Below are 20,288 nucleotides of genomic sequence, written 5' to 3'. Positions count from 1 at the left end.
TGGTTGTTAGGAAGGTCACAAGTCAATAATTATTCTAATTTAGCTAAATCAAAGCTTTCTCGTTGCTTCATTATTTTATACCAACTTAAAATATGGGGATAATTATTTATTTCCTCATCTAAACCAATTTTTTTAATCCGAAAAATAGTCGCAGTGCACACAGCATCAGCTATGGAATATTGAGTTCCGATAACATATTTACCGTTCGATTTCAGGTGTTTTTCTAATAAATCCAAGGCTTCGATAATTGCTTTCTGAGCTAATGCAATTTCTGCTTTTGTAAATTTTCCTTGTACTGCTTTAGCTAAAAAACTGCCACGCTTAGCATTCGGATGATGCTTAGCCAGCTCCAAAACTCGCCTTATGTCCATTTGAGAACGCTTTTCTGGTGACATAAAAATTTTATAATAACTCATCGTGCGTATATGCGGATCGTGAAGCAACTCATGCTCTTTACAAAGTTGATGAATTAATTTTCGCTGTTCTTGTGAGGATGGTAATAATTTAGGCTTAGGATAAGTTTCCTCTAGAAATTCCATAATTTCAGTACTCCCATAATGGATGACTCCTTTCTCATCTTTTAAAGAAGGTACAGTACCATTTGGATTTATTTGCCGATAATTGCTACTAATTTGTTCTTGCTTGCGTAAATCAATATGTACGCTTTGCCATGGCAATTTTTTTTCAGCCAAATAAATACGTACTTTTTGTGAAGCATATGAGGTATTACAATGAAAAAGAGTCAACATAATCTATCCCACTATAATTTATCATCAAAATTTATAAATTAAAAAGCCAGTGTAGCCTGGGAGCAGGCCCAAAGGGGCCGTATCCAAGGTTTCATTTTACTTCCTTAGCCCAACAAACCCTTATAAAATCCCATTCACAAGAAATCCAACTTTATAAACAATTATGGTTTATTTTCGCAGATATTTTACGCCTGGCGGCACTTATTTTTTTAACCCTGTTAAACATGGATATGTATCCTCAGCTAAAGAAAGGCCCTATTCCAGCTTTCATCGTTATGTTCAGAATGCAGTATTGCAAGAAAATTGGGATATAATGGTGGCCAAGGAGAATTTGGAGAATAAATAGGTCGTGAATGTAACCCTGGGATACGGCCCTTTGGGCCTACTCCCAGGCTACGCCTGCTGACATTTTTTGCCATATTTATCGGGGGTTAAGAGAGTAGACTGCGTTTTCCACCATTTCATTAAAAAATTTTATTTCTTAGGGGGAGTAAAAAGCACTTCGCCGGATAAGGCACCCTTTTCTTTTGCACTAGATATAACCTCTTGCTTTTCACCGTCAAGGAAAAAATTCAGTTGACGACGACTCTTGCTTCTAGCTAATATACCAAATGGAAATGTTTCAACACCTTTAGGAGGCTGAGGCCTTTCTACGGAATTGTCATTCTTCGAATTCATAAATACCCTTAAATCTTAAAAAAAAAATATTTAATATACCTATTAAAAAAATACTTTTCAACTATACTGTTAAACTTGATGACTGTTCTGCAGTCGAATCATATTTTTTTAAAAATTGCTGACTGGTTTCTTTCCAGGTTAAGAACTCTTTCTTCCAAATTTCGATATCATCCTGTGTCACGAGCGTCGAAGCGGTTTTTTTATGTTCAAGTTCTTCAATTAACGAGTCAAAAGATGTACTTTGTACTTTTTTATGAAAATTAATGATTTCATCTTTTGAAATTTGTTGTTCGAGATAATCCATAAAATCCTTAACATCTTGTGTACCGTGCAATGCATATTGAGGATCATTTTTATCTCGAATCATTCTGACTAGCTTCTGAGCATCCAAAGAGGCAAGACGTTCATTAATACTAAAAAATCTTATGCCAGATAATTCGTGATCAATCACACTGATTTCGTAATGTGCCCCCATATCAACTATTACCAAATTTGCTAATTTGCAATCTTGTTGGCCAGCAATTAAAGCGACTTTAGACAATGTGGCGCCAACATTTTTAATAGGTTTTTCTTTAATTTTAGCTCGCCAGTCCTCGTTAAGGATAAAATCCTCTACATCTTTTGAAGCAGGTTTTATTTCAGACAACGTAAAAAATTGTCCAACCCCTCGTTTCTCAGTAGGCTCCATAATGATATGAGATTCAGGCTGAACATCTGGATCCAGCATATGCAAAGCTGAGCCCACCATATATTCTTTGATTAATTTATCGCGACTTTGAGCGCCTTTTTTCATAAAACGAATGTTGCCATTATAATCCCCAACGTCAATTACGTCATTTTTTAGGCTGCCATTTGATAATGAGGTCGACTTTGAAGATACAGTGTCATCACCATCTATGATTGATTGTAACGCTTGTGGTATTTTAACTTCTGCAAGAATAACGCGCTCCCTTGGTTCAAAATTTACTTTATAATTGACATAAGCCACAACACCAAACATGCCAGCGATAGCGCTATACCCCAGGCATGACAATAGAAAAGAACCAGATATATTAGGAGGCGTTTCGTGGAGAATCATTTGGGAGGTCTGTGGGATCTTTCTAGCCCCATCTACAGCGCGCCTCCAGTGTGATACATTTCTAATATTTTTTGAAAAAAACCTTAACCCTCTAACCATTATGTATTCCCTTCATGAATCTAAATATAAATAATATTTTTACAATTGTTTTAATTATAGACGGAAAATATTAAGCTTTTCTTAAGTAGGAGTTTCACACTTTAGACTTTAACTCGTTGCTAAACTGTCCAAAACCCACCGCGACTTTACCATTCTTGATAATGCTCCAATCTTGCCTATTCACCTTGCGTAGCCTGGGAGTAGCCCCAAAGGGCCGTATCCCAGGGTTTCATTTTACTTCCATAGCTCCACAAACTTTTATAAAATTCCATTCACAAAAAATCCAACTATATACCCGTGATCTTTTAAAATGCTTAAGTTATGCTTTGTCTTTTCCGCCCTGCCGCATTTTAAAAGATCATAGGTATATTCACTTTAACCCTGTTAAACACTTGTGGGATGTCTATACCCGTAATCATTCAAAATGCTATTTTTTGGTCAATTACGGGTATAGTGATAACAAGTAGCAACAACTCCAAAAAGGAGCGACATGAATTTTCTTTCGACCAAACCACTCTTTCATCTAATCACCATTAGTATTTTTTTCATTATTAACAGTTCTTCATTTGCAACGACTCCAGAGACAGATCAATCGACATCAATACAAAAAAAATTTGCAGAACTTGAGGCCTCCTCAAAAGGACGAATCGGCATTTATGCTATTAATACGGCAAACCATACGCACCTAGACTATCGTGCAAATGAACGTTTTCCTACGGGCTGTACTTCGAAAGTTATTGGTGTTGCAACTATTCTAAGTCAAAGCATGAATGATCCTACTTTGTTGTCGCAAAGAATAAGCTACTCAAAAAATGATTTAACTCATTGGAGTCCTATTACGAAGAAATATCTTTCATCGGGTATGACCGTGGAGCAATTATGTGCGGCCTCCATTAGTTACAGTGATAATACTGCCATGAACTTGTTGGTTAAAAAAATGGGGGGCTTAGAGCAAATGACGCTCTATGCTCGCTCTCTTGGTAACAATTCATTTCGACAAGATAATGGCTGGCCTGAGGAAGCTTATTCTGGTGGAAAAGGCAATTTAAAGGATAGTTCTACTCCAGAGGACATGGCGAAAAGTCTACAAAAATTGGTATTTACTGACGTCTTAGCGAAACCTCAAAGAAAGATGCTAATGGCCTGGTTAAACGCTAATACAACCGGTGATTTTCGTATTAAAGCCGGTCTTCCAAAAGGGTGGAGAGTGGCAGATAAAACAGGCACTGGTGGAGCCTATGGCACAACAAATGATCTGGGAGTCATCTGGCCTCCAGGGTGTGATCCTATCATTATGGCAATTTATTACACGAGTGATGATAAGCTCGCAGAGAAGAGAGACGATGTTATTGCATCATCTACGCGATTATTAATCAATCAATTAGCCCAAAGTGACCAGTGCATCAGGCAGAATATCGACGAGGGATAAGTATGAAAATTATCAATACGACTAGAGTCTGATGACATTTCATTTCACGACTGCAAGCAATAAGGGCTCAGCTTGCTAGTTACTTTCGATAGTTTGTTAAAGTCTTTTCAGTCATCATTCTCTGTACATGACAAAAAAACCTGTCATGTACAGAGGTCATCATTAGATATTTATACCCGTGATCTTTCAAAATGCGTTATTATCCTTCTTCTCACCGTTGCTGACTGCTATTAGCCCTGAAAGTAACAAAATTTCGTGTTGAAAAAAAATAATTTAGTTGTGTTATATTAAAATTAATTGTTCATTAAAAGGAATTTGGCATGAAAAATTTGAATATTTTATTTATCACTCTGACACTTCTTTTTCCTATAACAACCTTAGCTAATACTTGCGCAGATACCAAGTCAAACTATTGTTCTCTCGATGCTTTAAAAAAGGACGCTCGTTTAGATAAAAACTTTCATTTTTTAAAAGACCCTGCCGGTTTGGCCGTTGAAGTGAAACAGCAAGGAATTGACGCTTCTTCCTTATTTCAAGAGTATGCCAACAAGCACAACTGCGCGTTATATTCGATCTCCATGATGGCGCTCGTGAAAGGACTTTTGAAAGGTTCTACAGAGGGTCTCTTTAAGCAAGACTCTTCCGATGCTCATGCTATGAATAATAAATATATTCTTATTGATGGTGATAAGGCATTATGCATTCAAAAATTAGGGATGAAGCTTCCTATTAAAGCATACTCGCCTCAATCTGTTAGCAAGGACAATCAGTAAAACGTTTTATTTTTTCATAGCATTCATTGAGAATAAGGAGCTTATTTATGAAACTAATTCTGAAATTTTCCTGCCTCTGTATGGCATTGTTTACCACTTGGGTTCATGCTGAAATTACGATTAACGAGTCCTCAGTTAATTCTAAAGTTAAAAATAGCATGGAAAAATACCCCCCGTGTGATCTATCTTCACTAGCTACTCAGCTTGATGCTCAATTTTCTGTGGTGTACTTGAAAGATAATCTTGCTAAGTACAATTACTATATGATCAGAAATACCGATGCATTCAATGCCGACAATATTCGTAAGATTACCTGTGAATATATCAAGAAAAATAATTGTTATCTTTTTTGGGGAAATGTAGCAAACATGGCTATGATTTCTAAGCAAAAAGCTGCCTGGTTCCCTGCCGATACAAGCCCACACTACTTGTTATCTCCCAAAGTTACTTGTAAGAAAGACTGATTCTTTGATAAGTGAACCTTGATTAAGGAACTCCCGCCGGAATCAAGTTTTTTTAAGTTACACCCCTTCCACATGCTGGGTCGAAAACGACTCAGCCTTCTACCTCGCAAATAGCTTCCCCAGAAGTAAAGATTTTCATGACAACCTACCTTAGCTTGGGCTTGGTCAAAATAGGTTTGTTGTTCAGATTCGGATGCTTCATATTTGATATTAGGCAACGTATATGGACTCATCCTATTTGAGAAGGCTTTTCTCCCTAACAAAGCTCAGGCGCAGATCTTTTATTTTGCCTCCAGGCAAGAAGGCTTGATCATTATAAGTTGGGCTTTAAACATCTTGACGACATGTAAACAGCCTATTACATAGCATTACAACATTCATTTTCTTGCATCACTTGATTTACCAAGAAAGAATCGACGTAAGCTCGTACTGATTCCATTTTTTATTGGGCGTTAACGCTTTAAAAAGGCAATCAAAGTGGTTGGTGAAAAATTCGTTTTAAAAAATATCTTGGAGCAAATTGAACAATAACGTAGGATTTCCCTCGCAACGGGGGGGTAAAATTCTGGTTGCACGCATCCTGCCTCTCTTTCTATTTTTCTCCATTAACTCTTAACTTATGGATGGCATTGTAATATAAATAAAAAACTCCAAATTTAAGTGTGCGTTTAAATTAATGAATAATCATGATGAAGAAGTATACCACTGGGCGGTCGTTGGTGCTGGTCCTGCGGGTATCTGTGCTGTGGGTAAATTAATTGATTTTGGCATTAAACCTGAACACATTCTTTGGATTGACCCCAAATTTACAGTCGGGGACTTTGGTAAGAAATGGAGCAATGTTTCCAGTAACACGCAAGTTAGTCGATTTATCCATTTTTTACAGGGCGCTCAATGCTTTGGGTATGAAACAGCGCCTTTATCGTTCGAATTGAATGACTTAGATCCAGCCACAACCTGCCAGTTAAGTGCTGTTGTTGAGCCTTTACAGTGGATCACGGAACAATTATGCCAGCAAGTGCATGCTAAACAGCAATGGATTGAATCCATTCAATTACATCACAGAAGATGGTCTCTATATTCTAAAGACAGGTGCTTTGAAGCCAATAATGTTATTCTGGCCATTGGCGCTGAACCTTTATCCCTAAGCCAGCCAGAAACGCACGTTATCCCTTTTGATGTTGCTATCGATAAAGAAAAACTTGCTCATCATATTCAGTTAAATGAAACCTTAGGGGTTTTTGGCTCCTCTCACTCAGCGATTCTTATTTTGCGTTATTTAGTCGAATTGGGCGCTAAAAAAATTATTAATTTTTATCGTACTCCATGTCGCTATGCACTGGATTTTGGTGATTGGATTTTATTTGATGACACCGGTTTAAAAGGCACCACGGCAGAATGGGCGCGCGAAAATATTGACGGCACGTTGCCCCCAAATTTAGTCCGTTGTTATTCTAGCGATCAAAATATCGCTAAATTTTTACCCGAATGCGATAAAGTAATCTATGCCATTGGCTTTCAAAAACGCGTGATGCCCATTCAGAATTATGCGGACTTAGATTACAACCGTCATAATGGAATTATTGCGCCAGGATTGTTTGGTTTAGGAATTGCGTATCCCGAAGCGCAACAGGATCGGTACGGAACCTTGGAATATCGAGTTGGATTATTTAAATTTATGGATTATCTAGAGCGAGTTATGCCCTTATGGCTAAAGTATTCTGCATGAACACCTTTTTAACATCAGCAATGTTCAGAAAAATCGACTATCATTAACAACAAAGTCTATACTTTTAACATCGTAGCGATGTGTTTTGCTAACCCAACCGTTAGATGTAGATAAATTATGAAACGATTTCTTTCCTTTTTCACTAAAAAAAAAAAAGAACCGCTTCCACTCAAAGAAGTGGAAAGATATACAACTTATAAAGTAGATTTTCAGTAAAAATAAAAAGTCCATTCATTTTCCCTTTGACTTTGACCGCCGGTATCCTCGCTTAAAAGAGTATACTTTTCCAAGTAAGATTCTCGCAATTTCACCCGAAACGGCCCAGGTGCCCAGGCGATGGTGCATTTTTATCAAGAAAAATTTATCCATAGAGCAAAGCTTACTCTTGAGGATATTGAACGCTTGCAAGAACTTGAAGCATCGAGCGACGACCCGAACGAGCAACTGCTCAGGTTGTCAGAGCTGCAAATGCAGACGTTGCGCTGCAACAATGCAGAACAAGTCATGAATCTTATCCTGTCTAACGAGCGAATTTATTCGGATTTATTACTTGCATTAACCTGCTTACGGGAAAACCCGGGCGATGAGCGGTCAACGAGTAAGGTTACGTTTGAATCAATAGTTTCCAAAGCCGTATTGATTAACATCGACAGATGTTTTTGCAAATCCGCACCAGCCATAAAAACATCTGCTGGATGTTCAACGCTTATGATTTTTTTCACGATATTCCGCAGTTAACGTTCTTAATTGACTATTCCAACGAGGGGTATTATGACTTCTAAAATGCACAGGAAACTTAATATCATCGAGTTGAGCTAATTGTTCGACTAGATCCGTTCGGAGATTTGAAGCAATTTGAGCAGACTCTTGAGCTACCATGAATAGGATGTTCTCCTAGCAGTGTGATAAATAAACCCTTTTAGAAAGTATAGGTGGTTTTTTTATAACTTGCTTCTTAATGCGTTTTCTAAAAATTTGTTATCGATCGAGGCGTTGATAAAATAGGACCATTGCAAAGAAATTAGGTCGGGACTTGGCCCGACCTAAACGCATTACATGCTAGTGTGGATTAATGATTTTTATGGTCATCTTTGTCTTTGACAACCACAACAGGCGCACCCCCAACCAAGAAAATTTCACGAGGGATATTATAGCCATCAATATAATAGCCAGATACGCCACCGGTTGTGATAATTGTTTGGCCATCAAACCACTGCCAAGGCATTGTACCAAGAGCCATACTAGTTAGTGGAGTTAGTGCCAAAGTTCCAGCGATTACTATTGCTCGAATATTCATCTTAATCTCCCTATCAAAAAATGAATCAGTAATGCCTATAATTAAAACAGGCTAATGGTAAGTATAGCAAATAATCACTATGACCTAAATTTATACTTTTTATTTGTTCGTCATATCCTTTTTGGATTAGATATTTGCGTCTCGTTTGCAGCACTACCGCTTTCTCCGGTCAATGTATGTCGCCGTTTTGCTGGTAGTTCTTCGGCCCTCGACGCTTCTGAAGCAGGAGACGACCATAAGCCAAACTGAGTCACCGCACCGCGACTGCGGCGAGAAGAATTTCTTGCGGTTTGTAACAATTCAGCTTGCCCGATTTCAGGAAATACTTGCTCCCAACCCGTGGATAGCTCCGGACTGCTGCAAATTAACCTATGTAACTGTTGCAAGTCCTGAGATTCTTTCTGAAATCTTGCATGAGTCTCAGGTGATAAGCACGTATCCCTTAAAGCGGTCATCATAGCGTTTTTTCTATCTAACATTTGTTTCGTGAGTAGTTCTTTGAGTGGGGCATGCCTATTAGCTAAAGTCAAAAACAACGGAAGGTGCTTTGCTACAAGCCCCCAAATATAGTCACTATCTCTCAGCAAGCGAAAGTTATATTGAACCGCCGAGACAGCTCTGTGCAACACTTTTTCCTGGTGCAATTGTTCCGGAAAAAAACTAATCCATAATAAATACTCATCTTCGCGATTATAAATTATTTCAAAATAACGATTAAAAAGATCGGGAGATACGCTCTGAAGCTCCATTTGTTCTTTAAACCCCGTTTTGAATTCTTCGTCGTGCTTTAAGCAATCTAAGAGGAGCTGAAACGCATCAAGGGAAAGACTAAATAAACTCGGGAAACGTTTTGCTGTTTCTTTTAAAGCGGCTATGGCTTGCGTCCATTCCCCATCATCTTTTTTTATAGTTTCAACCCATTGTTTCAATAAATAACCGGTACGAAAAACACACCATCTTAAAATACTGCTATCAGGACTGGTTAATAACGTGATTAAATTTGCAAACGTCAGCTCTTTTTGAATACGTTTCTTAGCCTCGAGCGGGATATTCAACCATTGTTTGTATTGATTCAACAGCAGTTCAAGACACTCTAACTGTTTTTTTTCTTTAAACGCCATTAGATCTTGCTGCTTAAGAAAAGGGATAAGATGGGCTGTCAAGCGCGAACAATGTTTCACACAACTATAAACTAATTCATATTTTTTCTGGGCGATTAAAGTTCTTACCGTAGCCGCAGAAATACGATCCGCTAGTTGTGGGGTCTTTTCTATCGCCTGTGCTAGAACCGGAATAAGCTCAGGCTTACTTTGATCCAACGCGCATTCATTCAAAAACGTATCAATTTGACTTCCTTGGCCATGGTCTTTCAAAAACAAGGTTAGGGCATCCTCTGGGCCTGATCGCAAAAGACCCCGTAATCCAGAGGCAAAATCTGGATGATAGAGCGCTGGATTAGTAAAAAATTCTTCTTTTAGCCATTTAATGGCAACCGCCATAAACTGTTGGGCTACTTCTCGCATGTCGCGATTACGAAAACTTAAACCATAACGAATAATCGCCCTTAATTGACTGATATTCCCAGGTGGGTAACAAACCGCGCGAACGAGGCTTTCTAATGCCTTTTGGTTATTACTTTACAAATGCCAATCAATACCTCGTTAACAAAAAGTCCTCGGCTTTCAAAATCAATCGGAACGGTTTGAAAAGGAGTACTGATGTAGTCCTGCCGCTGCTGAATGAATTCAAAAAGGCTACCTATGAAAGCGCCTGCTGAATTCTCATTCAGATTCAAAGCCTTATACAAATTTGGATTGTATTGCAGCAAACTCGTAAGTTTGGGGTAATGTATAACACTCTTTAAGCTAAATCCATTTGGAAGGATTTGCTGTATGTAGCCAGAAATTCCGCTGCGCACATTGCGATCGTCACTAAATCCGGCCAAGGCTCGCTTTTCACTGGGAGAGAAATCTTCGCTGTCTGCTAAACTAAAGAGCGTAATCTGCAGAACTGGTGGAGTAATCATATTTGATAATTGCAAAAAATCTTTGACCAAAGCAGCAAATACTTTAGGAAACTCTTCATCAAAATTGGACAATAACTTAATTTTATAGGTTTCTTCATCACTGGTATCAAACAGCTTAGCTAAACTTGACGCCATACCGAATTTTTGATGAATTTCGTTGAGAAAAGGCATGCCTAGTAAGCGCTCTTGCAGAGGCATCCAATCACAACAAGCCCCTGGTGTATAGGGATTCACTTCTGCGCTTTCTATACTAAATTGTTGCAAAACATATTGCTTAACTCGCTCAACCGTCGCATCGTAAACAATTTGAATGCATCGAGCGCGAGTATAATACAAATAGATATGGTTCTGTAACCATTGATAACTAAGTGGGGATAGTCTACATCCTGTTGTATTAGTTACATCTCGCGCACCGGGAGCTGAGACGCCAATCCCTAGATCAGCAAGATGTTGCAGCATTAATCCACCTGTATGCTTGTCAAAGCTTTGGTGGACACCGAGCAAATCATCGTGATACATAGCAAACTCGAAGGTTGCCTGAGTTAATGCATTACTAATGGAACCACGCCACCCATCCGTCATAGCGCTGACAGCGTGTTCGAGCGCTTCATTCACGCCAGCATGACAATAAGCAATCTCTTCAAAAAAAGCTTTTAGAAACCCCTTAATGATCGCTGGCTTTTGTTTATGCCAAAGATAGGTTAATGTCTCTAACAAATATTTTACGCGTTTGAAATAAAATTCGGTCTGGTTATCACGATTCAACTTCAAACGATTATGAAACGATTCCAATTGCTCAACATACTTAGGAGTTGGATCGACTCCCTCAACCACGGTTTTTAACACCGAAAAAAGCTGCTCCAGCTGCGATTGAAATACCTCTCCATGCACAGCATACGTGGCAGACCCCGAATAAATCTTATGCCAATACGCTTCGACTGCTTTAGATAAGTCGTCAGGGGCTTCCGTTGTGGTTGCTATCATAAAGCCTGTAGGTAGAATAGGACCCTTATCGGGAAGCGGTAAGTTTTTTTTGAATAAAGCACCCGCTTCATGGGATGCAAGATGAGCGTAGAATCGTTGGCCTTGTAAATCTTCTGCGAACCAGGTACGAAGCTCTACCTGCTCATACAAAATAGGAAATTCCTGAAAAACGGCAGCAAGTTTTTTTGCGTCAAGCCATTCTAATGTTCCGTATTTGCTGAGTATTAAAGTCAGTACCGGCAAATTATATTTCAATAAATAACCCATTCTGCGAGGAATTTCAAACAACCAGATAGGATCAGTAAACGCCGCGAAAAATTGAGGTTGTTCACATAAAGATAAAAGGATCGTTGCTAAAAAAACTTTACCATCGATTAATTTTGATAACATATCAAATGCCGTAAACGGAGCGGAAGATACAATTGGTGCCAATAACTGTTCCGGTTTACTGGCTAGCCAACTGAGTATTTGCTCATGACCGTGTTTAGCGATTAATTTGTTTAAAAGCACACACCCATCTTCTTTCCGACACATCGCTTTAAACAGCGAACGCTCAGAAAATAAAACCTGCTCATCCTGTATCAAAGCCCTCAGCAGGGGATCAATCGTATACCCTCCTCTTGCTAAGGTACTAATCAGTTTATGGGAAGCCTGATTTCGCGCAAGCAATAACAATTTAAAGAAACTGTCCTGTGAAGTTCCATCAACAAAGCGTTGGGATTGTTGCAGGATCAACCCGATCAAAGCCGCTTCTTGCTCTTCAGTTTGCATGTTCTTTTCAAGCAAATGTTGATCCAATAATATGGCATCAAATAAGGTGTGTTGTGTTTGCGACTTGCATTCCTGAAAACGTTCTACGATGTTAGTCCGAAGCGTTTGTGAGTTATAAAGCCCCAAATACACTAAATTCAGGCCAAAATAGGATTCACACAAAGCATCCATAAGAATAATCGTTTGACCCGATTCATCGGTTAAAGGATTAAAAAAATAGGTCAGTAAATCTTCCGATTCTTCTTGAAGTTTTGTTAAGAAAAGAACGTCTTCTTTGGAAAGTGTTGGTTGTTTGATTAGCGCTAAGGCTTGACGTTGCTTATCATACATGGCTCTTGGATCAGTCAATTGCCGTGAGTCAACAATCACTTGCTCTTCTTCCAAAACTGCGCTTGCAAATTCTGTCAAAGCTATGAGATTGCCTCTGAATTGCGGTGGACTTTCATTAGATTGGGATACTGTAAAACATGATCGTAACCGCACTCGATAACGCTCATCGAGGTTTAGCTGACCTAATAAGCTGGTTATCATGGCATCTAGGTCTGGAAATGGTGTTAATGACGCCTCCTGTACCTTATTCTGAAACCATGAGGTAAATTGAGAAAGCATGTTATTCGCGGTTAATAACTCGGTTAGATAATGTAATATAAATTTAATCGATGCCATCTCTATCAGATTAGTATCGCTTTTGGGAACCACTCTTAGGGTAAGTTGATTATTATGGAAATGATGAACCTCTTGCAAAATATGAGTGGAAATCTCTACTGTTTGAGCCTCTGATTGGGCGGTGCGTTTCACATATTGCAAAATATAAGATTGGATTTTTTTTCCAATAACCTCATCAAACAATGCTTTAGCAAAAGGAGAAAGAGATTGTGGATTGTTGAAAAAGCTCTGATGTAAGTTCATATTTCCCAATTGGTTTTTCGCTCAAATGGTCTACATTGTACCATGAATTCGCACATGGTGAGTTCTTATTAAACATTCTTATTGCTGAACTTTGGCCATTTTCTGTTTTGTCATCCCCGCGAAGGCGGGGATCTATCTTTTTGTTTAAAACAGTACCTAATGATGCATGGTTCCCCGCCTTCGCGGGGATGACAAATAGCTCGGGTATAACAAATAGCTTTTTAGAACAAAAAACGGACTTTATTTCAAAATGGCCAAAGTCCAATATTAAACCTCTTATTAATCAGCGAGCTAACGTGACATGCCTATATACCCGTAATCTTTCAAAATGCGTGATTTATGCTTTTTCTTTTTCGCCCTGCCGCATTTTAAAAAACTCGCAAGGGAATGAGCCATTACTCGCTTTTTAAAATGCGGCAGGACAAAAAATAAAGGCGCCTAAAAACACGCATTTTGAAAGATTACGGGTATATGCCTTTTTTACTTACTATGCTCAAGATGTTAACCTATACAAATCATTCGCATACGAACCTTCTTATGCGAACAAGTTTAATCTTGTTTAGGACAAAATAATAAGGAGTGTTTTATGAAGGTTGAATCCTCAAGCCAAGCCCCCACTACAAAAACCAACTGTGCAAATAATCAGTTTGGGACTACAGAAGATTTTTACTTATTTCGAATACTACAATCCCTACGGCAAAATATTCGTGCTATCGAGCAATATTCGTATAAGCTTTCAAGTCAATATCATATTACAGCGCCGCAGCTGATTTGTTTAACCGCCATTCGCGATCATGGTGCTATCCCTGTGGCTGAAGTCGCCAGAAGAGTACACTTAAGCCCGAGCACAGTGGTTGGAATTTTTAATCGGTTAGAAAAAAAAGGGTTAATTGCTCGTCATCCTCATGAGCATGATAAACGTCGCACCGTAATTACTCTAACTGATGTTGGTCGCGCATTAATTCAAAAAGCGCCGCAGCCGTTGCAAGAGCAATTGGCAAATTCCTTTGGAAAACTGTCTGAAACGGAACAATTATCCATCGTTACCGCACTTGAGAAAGTGGTGGATATGATTCAAGCTCGAGATCTTGATGCAGCGCCCGTCTTAGAAACCGGACCTTTAAATACCTGTCCGGAAACGCGTAATACGTTCTGGAAAGCGGCCGAAATTAATCCTATCAGCCAGCCGAATGATTATAAATCTTCTTCTTTGACCATCCGTGCCGCTACGGACGCTGATGAACACCATATCAGCCGTTTTATCAATTCGTCGTTTGATTGGTATGCGCGAATTATCGATGAAAAAGATGTCTCTGATCATGCCGTGGATGATTCTTGGGTGCGTAAAAACATGAGACAGCGCGAGTTTTATATTGCAGAAACCGAAGGCAAGCCCGTAGGAACGGTATCCCTGCAATATTTCGGCGAGTACGCTTATTTAGGGTATGTTTTTATTGATGCCAATGAAGTCGGCAAGGGTTTTGGGCGCAAATTACTTAAATTTGCAGAACAGGAAGCTAAACATCGTGGCATGAAGGGAATGGCGTTAATTGCTCACCCTCAAGCTAGATGGGCGATCAAAGCGTATCAGAAATTTGGTTTTAAATTGAAATATCGCAATAAAGAAGATATTTTGGCTTGGAATAACGGCGCATTAAAATCATATTATGAAGAATTTTTCATGCTGTTTTTATATCATTTTTAGATCACTTCCTAATATCCAAATTAAATTCCTAAGCCAAACGTTTAACCGTTTGGTTGGGTTAAAAATGATAACTAAGGGCAGCCACAGCACCTACATTTACCGAAACCACTAGAACTCGAAGCACGTTAAATAAATTGAATTTTAAACATTACGTGGTAGGATTTGTATGAAAGTATTTGCCGTTGAATAAGATAGATTAGATGGCTTAAATCAGTCGGGCCAAGTAGGAATACCACACAGCCAATGCCCCAAGCTTGTCCAGGTAATCTATCATACGATGGTGCTTTAAGCAGGAACATTTAATTTTTATAAAAAAGGATTTTTTATGCGTGGTTTATTTGATTGGATGCCTTCGTTTAATACTTACACCTCCTCTAAAACTCACCGCGCTACCGAGCGAAGCAATGCATTTACAGAAATCTTGTCGCAATCGTTGAAAGAATTAAATCCCGTGGCCGTGCTGCCTTGTAAATTTGCCCAAGCCTTAACTTCCAGTTATGCGCTTTGTCGTAGAGATACTCATACCGCTGAAAAGCTAATTCATGCATTGCAATTAATTCTAGCTGGCACACAATCTTTATTGGCAGTTCGTATGTTATTTACTGGCGAAGAGTGCAGCGCACTGGACGCCAGCATTTGCAAATGGTCGCTAACGCTGTCGTTGCTCTACCAAGGAACCTTAATGACGGGATGGATACCGAGCGAATTGTCGAAAGACCCTTATTATCCACATGGTTTGCAAGAGAGCAGCCGTAATGATGGGGCTCATGAGGACAGGCCGAAACTTGCTTAGTCATAACGATATTCGAGAAAGATATGAGGTAACTTTACACGCTCGCAATCCTTCCATGAGCTGATTCACCAGCCATTCGGCGCACAGTTCTTTAAGCCCAATTTTTCACAATCTTAACAAAAATCCCACCGTTTACCAGTGGTCAAATTTTAACCAACCCCATATACTAATACACATATCTTGTATAAGGGGTTATCATGAATGGTATAAATATTAGAACCTGGGTATTGGTGAGTGGGCTTTCGTTTAGTCCTTTTTTGTGGGCCGCGGAGCCCTTGTCGTGTATGCAATTAACCAAGCAAACCGGCGGGTGGAATGGGGGCGTAACGGTAAGCAATCAGTGCGGTCAAGCCGTTGATCTCCGGGATAGCTTGGTTGAATTTAAATCCAATCATGCTTTATCTGGCAGCTTTTGGGGTTCGTTTTCTCCACTGGCTTATCCAGAAAACCCATCCATGACTCATGAGCCGCAAGGCGATGGTCATTTAGTTCGGATGGCTTTAACCTTTCCGGCGGGAAATGAATGGTGGAAGCCGAATACCATGCTTCCTGCCGGCGGCACAATAAGCTTGCAATTTTCGACCTCCCCCGAAACGACCATTGACCAATTGGCGTTTTATCCGATTACTAAACCTGCGGTGAAGAAAGGTCAAGTGGCCATTCAATTTCCGAGCGCGCCCGATCAAAGTCTCGCAAATCCATCTACCGTGACAATTTCCGATGGCGGAGCTTATAGCAAAACCATTACCAATGGTGCCTGGAATCAAGCGACCGTCATTACTGATGTGCCTTTTGGCAATTATCAAATTGCAGTTCAACCCATTGAATTATCGGGAGGCTCCTGGTCTGGGGTCGCCGAGCCTGCGAACTTAAGTGTAAATTCCACGAGCCAGCAAACCGTGAATATCCGCTATCAGCAAGCCATCGCTTATGGCGCAATTTCTGTAACCTTAAATCAAGGGGCGCCAGAAGAAGGTTTGGCGACTCCTGTGTTAACGGTTAAAAATTTAACCTCGAATACAGAGTTACCGGCACAACCCATTGAGTGGAATGGGCAAACGATCATTAACCAATTAACCCTGGGGGACTCCTATCAATTAACTGTGGCCACCTTGTATGGCTCAGAGCACCGCTATGTGGCGCAATTTAATCCGAATAATACGCTAACCATAGATGGCACCGATCCTAAACCAGTGCACTTAACGTTTGAGACACAAGCGTTACCAACCGCTACAATTAACGTTTCAGTATCGGGCTTACCAACCAATCAAACCGCCACCCTTACCGCAAAGGATAACAAAGGCAATGCTTACCCGCTTACGGTGAGTAGCAATGCCGGTAAAGACTGGACACTACCCAGCAATCGTCAATATCAATTCAGCGCCTCTGTAATCAACGTGAATGATAAACGATATCAGCCTGAAATCACGCCGACTTCTCTTTTGCTGCAAGCAGATTCATCAGCAAATCTGAATGTGGCTTATCAGGAAAAACCGATGGTGACGGAATTTAGCCCTTATGTGGATGTCACCTTAGGCACTGTGGCTAAATGGGATTCTAAAACCAGTTCTATGCAACCTTTAGGGTTATTAGAGATCGCTAAACATTCGGGATTAAAATCCTTCCATCTCGCCTTCATCACCGCTCAAAACGGTTGTCAAGGCACCTGGAATGGTTATCCAGTGAGCACCGATGAGAATGGCTTTGGCGTGCCGGTGTTTAAACAATTGAAAGCGCAAGGGGTTGAACTACGTGTGGCGCTTGGCGGATTAAGTGGTACCTATCTCGCGCAAGTGTGTGATTCTACCGATGCGTTGTATCACGCTTATGAAACCATCATTAAGGCTTATCAACCTGATGTGTTGGATTTTGATGTGGAAAATACCATGCAAACCAACAATGCCCAATTGGATCGCTTAATGGAAGCCATTAAACGAATCGAACAAAACTATCCACACATAAAAATCAGCTTTACCCTCCCCGTTATGCCTTATGGCCTAGTTCCAGGCGTTGGAGAAAATGTGATTAAACGAGCGCAACTAAGCGGATTGGATGATTATCTGGTTAATGTGATGGCCATGGATTATGGTTCAAGCTTCCAAGAAAAAACGATGGGCGAGTATGCCATTGATGCGGGTACCAGTACCTTTAATCAATTGAAGGCATTATATCCCAACCAAAGTGATGAGCAATTATGGAATCGTGTCGGAGTGACCGTCATGATTGGTTTAAATGATACCATTCCTTTAAACTTCACCTTGAAAGATGTGGATACGTTAAAGCAATTTGCCGAAGAGAAGCAAATGGGCTTGCTATCCTTCTGGTCTGTAACAAGAGATTATCCTTGCTCAAGCAATTACGTCAGCATCACCTGCTCAAGCTTAGATCCAAAGACCAATCTGCCGAATCAAACCGTAGACTTCGAATACAGCAAACGGTTTTCTCAATAAATCTTGCCTTCTCCCTCTAGTGGGGAGAAGGTTTTTTAACTTATGCAGGGTTTAAAATCGTATTTTCCCTCATGGATTTGCAGTAGGTTTCCTTAATCAAAAACATGCTGAATAAGGCGGCACAACCCGCAAGCCCAATTAGAATCACGAAAGCTTCTTGATAGGTTTGCAAAGAATGGCCTTCGCCCGAAGAAGATAAGCGGGATAATAGATATCCGACCAAGGGAGCGTTAATCGCCGAACAAAACATAATCATTGCGTTATTAAACGCAAGACCTACCGCAAGATAACGCTCCTTGCAATTTTCAGCAATAATTGCAAAGCCAATGCTTTGTCCACTGGCTCCTACCCCTACCATTAAAAAACAAAGCGTGGTCGCCGCGCGATTTAAATCGAAATAAATAATGCCCGTGAGTCCTAATAAAATGGTTAACGCGCTACCAATCATCACGGGTTTTCTTTGTTCAAACCAATCAGAAAGATAACCGAGCAACGGACATCCAATAGCATACCCTAGCCAAGCCATGGTAATCATGTACGATGAAAACGTTGAGGTGAATCCTTTTTCCATTAAAAAGGCTGTGCCTTCATTCTCGGATAAGTACTCAATTGAAAAGTAAATGGTGGCTGAAAAAAATGCGATGAACCAAATTTCAGGCTGTCTGATTAAGCGCCGTAGATTGTCTTTAATCGAAGGGTCGCGATTTAAAATTAAAAACTTGCCTGTGGTTTCACGTTTGTTTTCCACAAAGCCTAATATAAGCACCGCTAGTACAACTGCGACAATCGCTAGAGAAAGAAAAAAACCACGCCATCCAACGAGATTCTCCTCAGCCATCCCATTTAAGGGACCAGCGGCAAGCATAGGCCCTAAGGTACCGATAAATTGTGATAACCCAATAAACAGTGCGATGTTTTTTCTGGGCATCCAATCATAAACAGCAACCAATAAGCAGACAAATCCAAACGCAGATCCGAAGCCCATTAACACCCGAAAGAAAAAAGCGACATCAAATTGATGGGTAAAGGCAAAGCCGATGTTCGCCGCCCCACAAATCAAAACGGCCGAAAACAATGTTCGCTTAAGACCAAAACGGTCGGTGATAATACCGACTGGCAACTGCATGACGCCATAAATGACTTGGTAAGCCGTTGAGCTTAAAAAAGCAAACTTCATGGGAGACAAATGCAAATCGTCCATGATGGGGTATTGAAACGTACCCAAAACGGTTCGCAACAAAAACTCATACATAAAAAACGCAGCACAAATCAGCCAGACCGTTAAGCCGCGCCAGGTGATTTTATTTGGATTCATACGGGTTCGTCTTGTTGTGATTCGCTCCAGGCTTCTAATGCGGTTTCAGCCCGTAGATTATCGATAAAGGTCGCAATTTTAAAAATGGTTTGCCCTTCGTGAATCAGTGGATGACGATTCACACCGACCACAATGCCATCTTGCTGCGCTTTAACTGGCTCTACTGTATCAGCGCTGAAGGGATCATTAATTAAGCCTATGATTTGATTTTTCTGAATACGCTGACCTAACTCAACCTGAGCTTTCAAAACACCACTGCGGTGAGAGTACATCCAATCTTGGTCTTGCGAAAAAACTGGTTTAAAGGTGTGATTGGTTTGATTATCTTCCACTTGAATCATATTAAGCGATCGCATAACGTTTTTAATACCATTCAATCCCAAACTAATAGCGGACTCATCAAAACGCAGCGCTTCACCGCCTTGATAGACCAGTAATGGGATATTCAAATGTTCTGTGGTCTGGCGCAGCGTATTATTTTCGGTAATGACGTTGGTTATTACCGGAGCCGCGAAACTTTGCGCCAGAGATTTGCTTTGCGGATCAGACAAGTTGCAATAAATTTGAGGTAGAATATCATGATTTAAGGAGCCGGTTCTCAGTTCAATGCAGTAATTGGCTTTAGACATAATTTCTTTGGTAAATACATGGGCGATTCGTTCGCCATAAGTGCCTTCTTCTTGTCCTGGGAAACAACGTTCGAGATTAGTTTCATATTTGAGATTCTTCGCGTAACTGGCTAAACCGAGTACGTTTAAAACAGGCACAACAATCAGCGTTCCAGCGAGCTGTTTGATGTCATCGGCATCTAGAAGCTGATTAATAATCTCAAGACCATTCAACTCTTCCCCTTTTACTGAAGAAAAAATAAGCAGACAAGGACCAGCTTGTTTTCCGTGAACCACTTTAATTGGCATGTAAAATGAAATGCATGAAAAAAATTCTGGGAGGGGTAAAGCCAAGTTGGCTATTTCACCAGGATGAATGGTTGCGTCACAAATCTGTAGGTTTGAATTTTTCATAACAAAAATAGGTTTTC

General features: G+C 40.1%; 17 protein-coding genes. 7 read left to right on the top strand and 10 right to left on the bottom strand.

Annotated features, from left to right (window positions below):
* Nucleotides 1-29: 29 nt before the first annotated feature.
* The 3 genes from E1O47_RS05180 to E1O47_RS05170 all read right to left on the bottom strand — a co-directional run bounded on the left by E1O47_RS05180 (nt 30) and on the right by E1O47_RS05170 (nt 2,505).
* Nucleotides 30-749, bottom strand: a complete 720-nt coding sequence (locus E1O47_RS05180) for a glutathione S-transferase family protein (RefSeq protein ID WP_133130203.1) — start codon at nt 747-749, stop codon at nt 30-32.
* Nucleotides 750-1,223: 474 nt separating this feature from the next.
* A complete protein-coding gene (locus E1O47_RS05175; RefSeq protein ID WP_133130202.1) occupies nt 1,224-1,427 on the bottom strand; it encodes a hypothetical protein in 204 nt (67 codons plus the stop codon).
* A gap of 61 nt (nt 1,428-1,488) precedes the next feature.
* Nucleotides 1,489-2,505, bottom strand: a complete 1,017-nt coding sequence (locus E1O47_RS05170; RefSeq protein ID WP_133130201.1) for a hypothetical protein — start codon at nt 2,503-2,505, stop codon at nt 1,489-1,491.
* 589 nt (nt 2,506-3,094) lie between these two features.
* Here E1O47_RS05170 and bla point away from each other — a divergent pair.
* The 4 genes from bla (at nt 3,095) to E1O47_RS05150 (ending at nt 6,999) form a co-directional block, all read left to right on the top strand.
* Nucleotides 3,095-4,033, top strand: a complete 939-nt coding sequence (gene bla / locus E1O47_RS05165) for a class A beta-lactamase (protein ID WP_133130200.1) — start codon at nt 3,095-3,097, stop codon at nt 4,031-4,033.
* A gap of 320 nt (nt 4,034-4,353) precedes the next feature.
* The gene (locus E1O47_RS05160) at nt 4,354-4,806 is read left to right on the top strand and encodes a hypothetical protein (RefSeq protein ID WP_133130199.1); all 453 of its coding nucleotides are present in this window, start codon (nt 4,354-4,356) and stop codon (nt 4,804-4,806) included.
* 47 nt (nt 4,807-4,853) lie between these two features.
* Nucleotides 4,854-5,270, top strand: coding sequence for a hypothetical protein (locus E1O47_RS05155; protein ID WP_133130198.1), 417 nt, complete (start codon nt 4,854-4,856; stop codon nt 5,268-5,270).
* A gap of 676 nt (nt 5,271-5,946) precedes the next feature.
* A complete protein-coding gene (locus E1O47_RS05150) occupies nt 5,947-6,999 on the top strand; it encodes a pyridine nucleotide-disulfide oxidoreductase (RefSeq protein WP_133130197.1) in 1,053 nt (350 codons plus the stop codon).
* A 533-nt stretch (nt 7,000-7,532) separates the two neighbouring features.
* Here the strand turns inward: E1O47_RS05150 and E1O47_RS05145 are convergent.
* From E1O47_RS05145 to E1O47_RS05125, 5 genes are all read right to left on the bottom strand, one after another.
* Nucleotides 7,533-7,721, bottom strand: coding sequence for a hypothetical protein (locus E1O47_RS05145; protein WP_133130196.1), 189 nt, complete (start codon nt 7,719-7,721; stop codon nt 7,533-7,535).
* Nucleotides 7,699-7,878 carry a hypothetical protein gene (locus E1O47_RS05140; protein WP_133130195.1) on the bottom strand — a complete coding sequence of 60 codons (180 nt, stop codon included), beginning with the start codon at nt 7,876-7,878 and terminating at the stop codon, nt 7,699-7,701. The genes E1O47_RS05145 and E1O47_RS05140 overlap by 23 nt, the downstream gene beginning before the upstream one ends.
* 190 nt (nt 7,879-8,068) lie before the next feature.
* Entirely contained in the window at nt 8,069-8,296 is a 228-nt protein-coding gene (locus E1O47_RS05135; RefSeq protein WP_133130194.1) for a hypothetical protein, read from the bottom strand.
* A gap of 110 nt (nt 8,297-8,406) precedes the next feature.
* On the bottom strand, nt 8,407-9,819 hold the full coding sequence (locus tag E1O47_RS05130) for a hypothetical protein (protein ID WP_133130193.1): 1,413 nt from the start codon (nt 9,817-9,819) through the stop codon (nt 8,407-8,409).
* Between the two features lie 92 nt (nt 9,820-9,911).
* Complete coding sequence (locus E1O47_RS05125) at nt 9,912-12,986, bottom strand: hypothetical protein (protein ID WP_133130192.1); 3,075 nt, start codon at nt 12,984-12,986, stop codon at nt 9,912-9,914.
* A gap of 586 nt (nt 12,987-13,572) precedes the next feature.
* Here E1O47_RS05125 and E1O47_RS05120 point away from each other — a divergent pair.
* From E1O47_RS05120 to E1O47_RS12410, 3 genes are all read left to right on the top strand, one after another.
* Complete coding sequence (locus E1O47_RS05120) at nt 13,573-14,691, top strand: bifunctional helix-turn-helix transcriptional regulator/GNAT family N-acetyltransferase (RefSeq protein ID WP_133130191.1); 1,119 nt, start codon at nt 13,573-13,575, stop codon at nt 14,689-14,691.
* 325 nt (nt 14,692-15,016) lie between these two features.
* The gene (locus E1O47_RS05115) at nt 15,017-15,484 is read left to right on the top strand and encodes a hypothetical protein (RefSeq protein WP_207384291.1); all 468 of its coding nucleotides are present in this window, start codon (nt 15,017-15,019) and stop codon (nt 15,482-15,484) included.
* A gap of 197 nt (nt 15,485-15,681) precedes the next feature.
* A complete protein-coding gene (locus tag E1O47_RS12410) occupies nt 15,682-17,934 on the top strand; it encodes a chitinase (RefSeq protein ID WP_133130190.1) in 2,253 nt (750 codons plus the stop codon).
* Between the two features lie 40 nt (nt 17,935-17,974).
* On the opposite strand, the gene E1O47_RS05105 is transcribed toward E1O47_RS12410, so the two are convergent.
* Complete coding sequence (locus tag E1O47_RS05105; RefSeq protein ID WP_242602016.1) at nt 17,975-19,249, bottom strand: MFS transporter; 1,275 nt, start codon at nt 19,247-19,249, stop codon at nt 17,975-17,977.
* Nucleotides 19,246-20,271, bottom strand: coding sequence for a succinylglutamate desuccinylase/aspartoacylase family protein (locus E1O47_RS05100; RefSeq protein ID WP_133130189.1), 1,026 nt, complete (start codon nt 20,269-20,271; stop codon nt 19,246-19,248). The genes E1O47_RS05105 and E1O47_RS05100 overlap by 4 nt, the downstream gene beginning before the upstream one ends.
* Nucleotides 20,272-20,288 lie beyond the last annotated feature (17 nt).

The sequence above is a fragment of the Legionella yabuuchiae genome (assembly GCF_900640115.1).
GTDB classification, from domain to species: Bacteria; Pseudomonadota; Gammaproteobacteria; order Legionellales; family Legionellaceae; genus Legionella_A; species Legionella_A yabuuchiae.
The sequence above is the reverse complement of the archived record's forward strand: the minus strand, read 5'-3'. Positions and strand labels throughout refer to the sequence as shown.